The organism is Arthrobacter sp. SO3, assembly GCF_020532825.1.
Classification (GTDB): Bacteria; Actinomycetota; Actinomycetes; order Actinomycetales; family Micrococcaceae; genus Arthrobacter.
The window spans coordinates 28,584-34,996 of the sequence record NZ_MQTS01000105.1 but is presented as its reverse complement, the minus strand read 5'-3'; the positions used below and the strand labels follow the sequence as shown (position 1 = coordinate 34,996).

The 6,413-nt window shown below is 67.1% G+C and carries 5 protein-coding genes and 2 pseudogenes; all 7 read right to left on the bottom strand.

Annotated elements, in window-relative coordinates; genetic code table 11:
* Positions 1-281, bottom strand: a pseudogene (locus tag BJQ90_RS22515) (mannose-6-phosphate isomerase, class I); the annotation flags it as partial.
* A gap of 76 nt (positions 282-357) precedes the next feature.
* A pseudogene (gene manA, locus BJQ90_RS22895) lies at positions 358-1,128 on the bottom strand (mannose-6-phosphate isomerase, class I); the annotation flags it as partial.
* A 352-nt stretch (positions 1,129-1,480) separates the two neighbouring features.
* Positions 1,481-2,656, bottom strand: coding sequence for an ROK family protein (locus BJQ90_RS10790; RefSeq protein WP_226760282.1), 1,176 nt, complete (start codon positions 2,654-2,656; stop codon positions 1,481-1,483).
* Between the two features lie 92 nt (positions 2,657-2,748).
* Complete coding sequence (locus BJQ90_RS10785; protein ID WP_226760281.1) at positions 2,749-3,648, bottom strand: N-acetylglucosamine kinase; 900 nt, start codon at positions 3,646-3,648, stop codon at positions 2,749-2,751.
* A complete protein-coding gene (locus BJQ90_RS10780) occupies positions 3,645-4,781 on the bottom strand; it encodes a glycerate kinase (RefSeq protein ID WP_226760280.1) in 1,137 nt (378 codons plus the stop codon). Before BJQ90_RS10780 ends, BJQ90_RS10785 begins: the two co-directional genes overlap by 4 nt.
* Complete coding sequence (gene ggh, locus BJQ90_RS10775; protein ID WP_226760279.1) at positions 4,778-6,118, bottom strand: glucosylglycerate hydrolase; 1,341 nt, start codon at positions 6,116-6,118, stop codon at positions 4,778-4,780. Before ggh ends, BJQ90_RS10780 begins: the two co-directional genes overlap by 4 nt.
* On the bottom strand, positions 6,115-6,413 hold a 299-nt coding region (locus BJQ90_RS10770), incomplete at its 5' end, for a TOBE domain-containing protein (protein WP_226760278.1). The genes ggh and BJQ90_RS10770, both read right to left, overlap by 4 nt.

The following is a 6,413-nucleotide window of genomic DNA, read 5'->3' as shown; positions in this document are numbered from 1 at the left end:
TCGGGTGTCACGAAAAGGAAATCTCCCTGTGCCAGGGTGGACAATGACTTGTCACCGCGGATCTTTGTTTTACCCTTGAGGCACCCGACGATAGCGGGCCCCTCAAGCTTGAGAGCAGATTGAGTGCCCGCGGGTATGCGGATCAGGCGGAAATCGGGGATATCCGGCTCGAACGATTCGGTTCCGTCGGCTGCGGTCAGCGGCGTCAGGTAGGGAATTGGAATCGGGTCGAATGTGAGTACGTCCAGCAGTTCCGGGACGTCTATGTGTTTGGGTGTCAATCCGCCGCGGAGCACGTTTGTCAGAGGCAGCCATCACTTCAACACCGACGCCTTGCAGATAGGCATGGATGTTCCCGGCCGGCAGATACAGCGCCTCACCGCGTCTGAGGGTGACGCGGTGGAGCAGCAGAGAGAGCAGGATGCCCGGATCATCCGGGTAATTCACCGCGAGCATGCGGACGGTGGAGAGCTGGGCATCGCTTCGGGCCAGGGCTGTATCCGCGTGGGCGGCCGCGACGACTTCCTTGATGGCCGGGAGGACTTCGGCGGAAGCACTCAACAGCCACCTGACGGCTGCGGGGAGTCCCGAGCGCAGCAGTACAACCAACGGCTCCAAGGCCTGGGGAACGCAATCGTCCCCGAGGCTGTGCAGCGTCTCCAGAGAGTCTTCAACGGCGCGGAATCCACACAGAGCCTCGAACGTCTCGCTGAGGGCGTAGATCACTTCGGGCTTATGCTGGACGTCCTTGTAGTTTCGGTGTGCCGCGTCAAGCGGTATGCCGGCAGCGTTTTCGCGGGCGAACCCGGTCACGGCTTGCTCCCGCGTCGGGTGGGCTTGGAGGGACAAGGGGGCGTCGGCGGCCAGGATTTTCAGGAGGAAGCCCAGCCGTGCCTCCCCGCTGTCAGTGCCAAGCGCCGTGACCGGGTCTGCGGCGATCCAGTGATCGAGGGTCGTGGCGCCATTGGCAAGGTCCGGGTCAAGTATCTGTGCGGGAGATCCAGGATGGTCTCCCAGCCATAGTTCCGCCTCGGGACTGCCGGATGCCTGACGGCCCAGCAGTCCGCTGATTGCCGTCAACGAGCCCCACTCATAGTTCCGGGGCTCGTTGGTGATTGGAAGAAACACGGGGTATACCTTTCATGGAGTCGCCCCGGGCTATGGCCTGGCCCAGGTTGGTTGGGTGGGCTGAGGAGAGGGGGCAATCTTGGTGTCAACTGGCGGTGAGGTTGGTCTGACTTAGCTCGGCAGGAACCGGGGACTTGGTTGCCCGTGTGCCGGTGAGGGCTTTTTGTGGGCGTTTTGCTGTGAGGCGTAGTCCGTGAAAGCCGTCGCGGTCAGGTCTCCGGTTGGTCAGGAGGGGTCTGATGGCTTGGGATCAGTTCCGTGGGAGCAGCCCGGAACGAGATGTCCTATTTCATGACTTTGGACTGCACGCGATAGGCCAGAGGTGCCTAGGATCGTGGCTTGTTGTTGCCTGCTAGTTGATCGGGTAATCGACAATTAACATGTCGATGGCGTCGGGCGCGAAGACTTTCCGCATCACGAGTCGGGTGAGTCCATCTACCGCGGCGTGATCGCCGGTCGCTCCAGCGACGACCAACAGGCCTTCTGCGATACGTTCAACGACGTCCTTGAGCACTCTGGAGCGGACCTGCTCTGCGAAGTACGGAATGGTGCCGATTGTGCCGCCGAGCACGAGCCTGTTCGGGTTGACTGTCGTGACAGTCGCTGCCAAGGCGCCGCCGAGAACGTCTGCTGCGGAGAGCAGCTGTGCTTCGACGTCGGGCTGGCCTTGTTCGGCCGCACGGGCGATTTCGTCCAGGCTCGTCATGCCCTGACTGTTGAGCCGGTCGATGAGCGAGCTGCCGGAGCTGAAGGTGGCCAGGCAGCCGCGGCGTCCGCACCGGCACAGCGGCCCGTCGGAGGCGACGTGGATGTGGCCGATGTCGCCGGCGGCGCCGTGAGCGCCGCGAAGAATGGTCCCGTTGACGACGATTCCGCAGCCGATGCCGGTGGCGACTTTGACGTAGACGGTGGTCTCGTTCTCGGTGGTGCATTCGCCCAGGGCACCGGCCCGGGCGTCGTTTTCGACCACGATGGGAACCTGCCACTGGCTGGATACGGAGGTCACCACGGCATCCGGTTCCCACTCGGGGATCGTGGTCGGGTGGACGACATATCCGGTGCCGGCGTCGACGGGAGCCGGCACGCTCACTCCGATACCGATCAGGGTTTCCCCGGTGCCGGCGTCGAGGAGTTCGGTGCCGATCCGGATGAGCGGCTGAAGGACGGTGTCTTCGGGTGCGTTGATCCGGTGCTCCACCGAGCGTGACCTGAGCTGCCGGCCGTTGGTGTCGGATACCGCGACGGTCGCGTGGGTTTGGCCCAGCGCGAAGGACAGGACCACACGGCCGCGGTCCTCGAAGCGGATTTTGCGGGAGCGCCGGCCCCCGGTCGCTTCCATGCTCTCGGCCTCGTAGATCAGATTCCGGCGCAGCAGCGTCTCCAGCCGCTCATAAAGGGTGGCGCGGGACATGCCGGTGCTGGCCAGGAGCTGCTGGCGGGACATGCCGCCGGTGGCCCGGATCAGGTTCAACAGATGGCCGTGCGAGGTCGCGCCGCTGAGCCTGGCGGGTACTCGTTCGATTGTCATTGGTCCTCCTGTCCGGCTGATCATCCTACCGGCCGTCCCGTTGTTCTCCCGCTGCACCGCTGGGCTGCTCCGCGGGACCGCGGCGGCCTCGGTCACGCCATGGCCCTGTCCCTGGCGAGCTGCAGGACTCCGAAGACGGGCTCCTGCGCCAGTACGCGGATGTCGGTGAGTCCTTGTTCTTCAAGATGCTTCGTGATGCTTTGCTGGAAGGCCGGCTGGTTGGTGACGAGGCCGCCGCCGAGCACGACCGGGCTTGTGATGCCGATCTGTGCGGCCACGGCGGCCGCCTGCCCAGCCAGATACCGGGCCCCGGCGTCGATGATGGCGAGGCTGGGGCCGTGGCCGGCGTTGGCCGCGTCGAAGACCAGGCGCGAGGTGTCGGCCCAGTAGTGGCGTCCGGCGGTGCCGTGGAAGAGGCTGATCAGTTCCTCCGGGGCGGCGAGACCGCAGTAGTCGAGCAGCCCCCGGGTGAGCGGATCGATGCCCTGTCCGTGGTTGGCGCGGTCCAGGCTGTGCCGTACTGCTTCCCGGCCGAACCAGTAGCCGCTGCCTTCGTCCCCGAGCAGGTATCCCCAGCCGCCGGCGCGTCCGGTCTGCCCGGCTTTATTGGTTCCCCAGGCTGCCGAGCCGGTGCCGGAGATGATGGCGATCCCGGTGTCCGTGCCGCCGGCTGCGAGGATCAGCCGGGTGTCGTGGACGACGGTGATGTCGGCGTGCGGGGCGTGCGGGGCGATGAGCCGGCGGAGCTGCTCGGCGTCGGCGTCGGTGTCGATCCCGCCGGCCCCAACGAAGACGGCGCCGGCGTCGGACGCGCCCAAGGCAGAGAGAAGCTCACCGAGCCGACGGGCCGCTTCCTCGAGCGTGACGTTCTGGACGTTCGCGCTGCCCGCGGACCGGTCATCGGCGAGCGAGCCGTTGACGATCCGGATGCCGCGGGTTTTGGTGCCGCCGATGTCCAGCCCGATGACGGCCCCTTGGTGTGTGTCGGTCATAGCCAGTCCTCTGCGATCCTGATGGTTGTGGACTGCAGGATGTCCGCTGCTTCGTCCATGCATTCGCGGACATCGGTCCGGATGTCGGTCAGGGCGTAGGCCTGGGCGATGCCGATGCCCTCGAGTTGTCCGGGTGTGAGCTTGCGTTGTCCGCAGACGGCGATCGCCGGTACGCCGGCGGCCCGGGCCGCCAGCGCCACGCCGGCTGCCGCTTTGCCGCTGAGCGTCTGGTCATCGAGAGAGCCCTCGCCGGTGATAACGAGGTCGCTGGCGGTGAGTCCCTTGAGTACGGCTTCAAACCCGGCAAGCCCCATCACCACCTCGACGCCGGGGCGCTGCTCGGCGCCCAGGACCGTCATGGCGGCATAGCCGAGCCCGCCGGCAGCGCCCGCGCCGGGCAGGAGATCGGTCTCCGGCGCTATGCCCGGGGTCCGGCCCAGAATGCCGGCGAAGCGGGACAGCCCACCGTCCAGGTGCGCGACGTCGGCGGCCGTGGCCCCCTTCTGCGGGCCGTACACGGCGGCCGCTCCGTGCGGTCCCACCAGGACGTTGTCCACATCGGACGCCAGGATGAAGTGGCAGCCGGTTAGCCGTGGATCCAGTCTTGAGAGGTCGACGGCGGCGAGCCTGTTTAGTGCGCCGCCGCCGGGCAGCAGCTCCGTTCCGTCGGCGGCACGAAGTTTCATTCCCAGGGCCTGCAGGAAACCGGCCCCGCCGTCGGTGCAGGCGCTGCCGCCCACGGCGAGGATGATGGTCCTGGCCCCGGCGTCGAGGGCGGCCAGGACGAGTTCACCGGTGCCGTAACTGGAGGCGGCCAGCGGGCTGAGGACGCCACCGGGCAGCCGTTCCAGCCCGGAGGCCTGGGCCATCTCCACCACCGCGGTCGCGCTGGGCCGGTCCAAAGCAAACATGGCGGTCAACGGGACGCCGGTGGGACCGCTGACCGTGACCTCGATTTCCTCATAGCCGGCGGAGACGGCAGCGGCGGCGGTGCCGTCCCCGCCGTCGGCGATGGGGACGGCGACGATGTCCAGGCCGGGCCGGGCCCGGAGCAGCCCGGCCCGTAAGCTGGCACAAACCTCGGCGGCGGTCAGGGAGCCCTTGAACTTGTCGCAGGCGATGAGGACGGTCATCTGTCGGCGCCGATCCATTCCAGGGCGGCGGCAGCCGTCCACGCCTGGTTCAGGCTGCCCAACGGTTCACCGGTGAAGGGTTCGTAGTATTCGCCGAATTTCAGATCCGCGAGCTGGCACAGGGACGCGGACTTGAGCGTTTCGTACAGCTCCCGTTGCCCGTCACGCTCCGCCGCCCAGCCGAGCAGCAGGTTAAGGAACGGCCACACGGGCCCGCGCCAGTACGTCCGGGAGCGGAAGGCGGGGCTTGCCGGGGACGTGGACGGCGGCAGCGGGAAACGCAGGTCCGGGTATCCCATCCAGTCCGGGCCCTGGAGGAGGTTCCGCTGGACGGCCAGGGCTGCGGGGTCGCCGCCGGCCACGAGGGGAGCGAAGCCGGACACCGTCTGGGTGGAGATCCATTCCCCGGCCAGGACATCGTAGTCGCGGGCCAGACCGGTTGCCGGATCAACGCTGGACGCGACGCCGTCCCGGAACCGCCGGGCGTAGCCGCGCAGTTCCGCGGCGTCTTCGGCGCGGCCGATCTCGTCGGCGAGGCCGGCGAGGACATCGGAGGAGGCGGCCATAATGCCGGAGAAGAAGACGTCCCTGACCCGGAAGTCGATGATGTCCTGGACTGCCCGGTCGTCGAAGTCGACCGAGGCCATCTGCTGGACGAGCCACAGATACTTGGTGTATTCGGCGTCGTCGGGGCGTTCGCTGACGTCGGCGACGTGGAGGGTGTCGCGCCGGGTGAACGGCTCGACCGTCCCGGGTTCGATCCGGGCGTAGGGGCCGTCCCAGCGGGGGGAGTTGTCGAAGCCTGATTCCCAGCCGTGGTGGATCTCAATCAGGCCCACCCCGTCAGGATCCCGGACCTCGGCCAGCCAGCGGTGCCACGCGAGCCAGCCGTCGAAGGTTTCGTGCAGGAAGGCCTCGGCCGCTTCCTGGTCCGCTCCGCCGTTTTCCCGGCCGCGGTCAACAATGTGCCGCACCGCGATGGCGTGGACCGGAGGCTGGCAGATGCCGCTGCTTTTGAACGCGGCGGGCCGGGCTGCGGCGGAGGCGGTGCCCCAGCGGTCGAAGCCCGGGAAGTAGCCGGCCGCGTTTTCGCTGAAGACGATGTGCGGGATCATCCCGGTGGACCACTGGGCGGCCAGCAGGGTGCGGAGTTCCGTAATGGCGCGCGGCACGTCGTAACGGGCCAGCCCAATGGCGACAAATGCTGCATCCCAGCTCCACATGTGCGGGTAAAGGTTGGGCGCGGCGCTGGTCATGGTGCCGAGATCGTTGAGTTTCAGGGTCTCAATTGCGGATTGGCGCAGTTCCTCGACGCCGATACGGGTTGCGTTGCTCATTTGGCCTCCAGTGCCATGGATGTGGCGCCGTCGTAAAAGCGCATGGTGTTCGGGGAAAACGTGAGCCAGATCGTCTCGTGCGGCGAAGTGCGGAAGGTCGGGGGCGCCTGGACCTTAACTGCCTGGCCGTCGACGTCGACCGTCAGGAGCACCGAGGAGCCCATCGGCTCGACGACGAGTACAGTGGCCGGGACATCACCGGAGGACCGGTCGGTGGCCACTCCGATGTTTTCGGCGCGGACGCCGAGGATGATGGCCTCGTTGGCGAAGGAACTCAGCATCGAGGGTGCGTGGA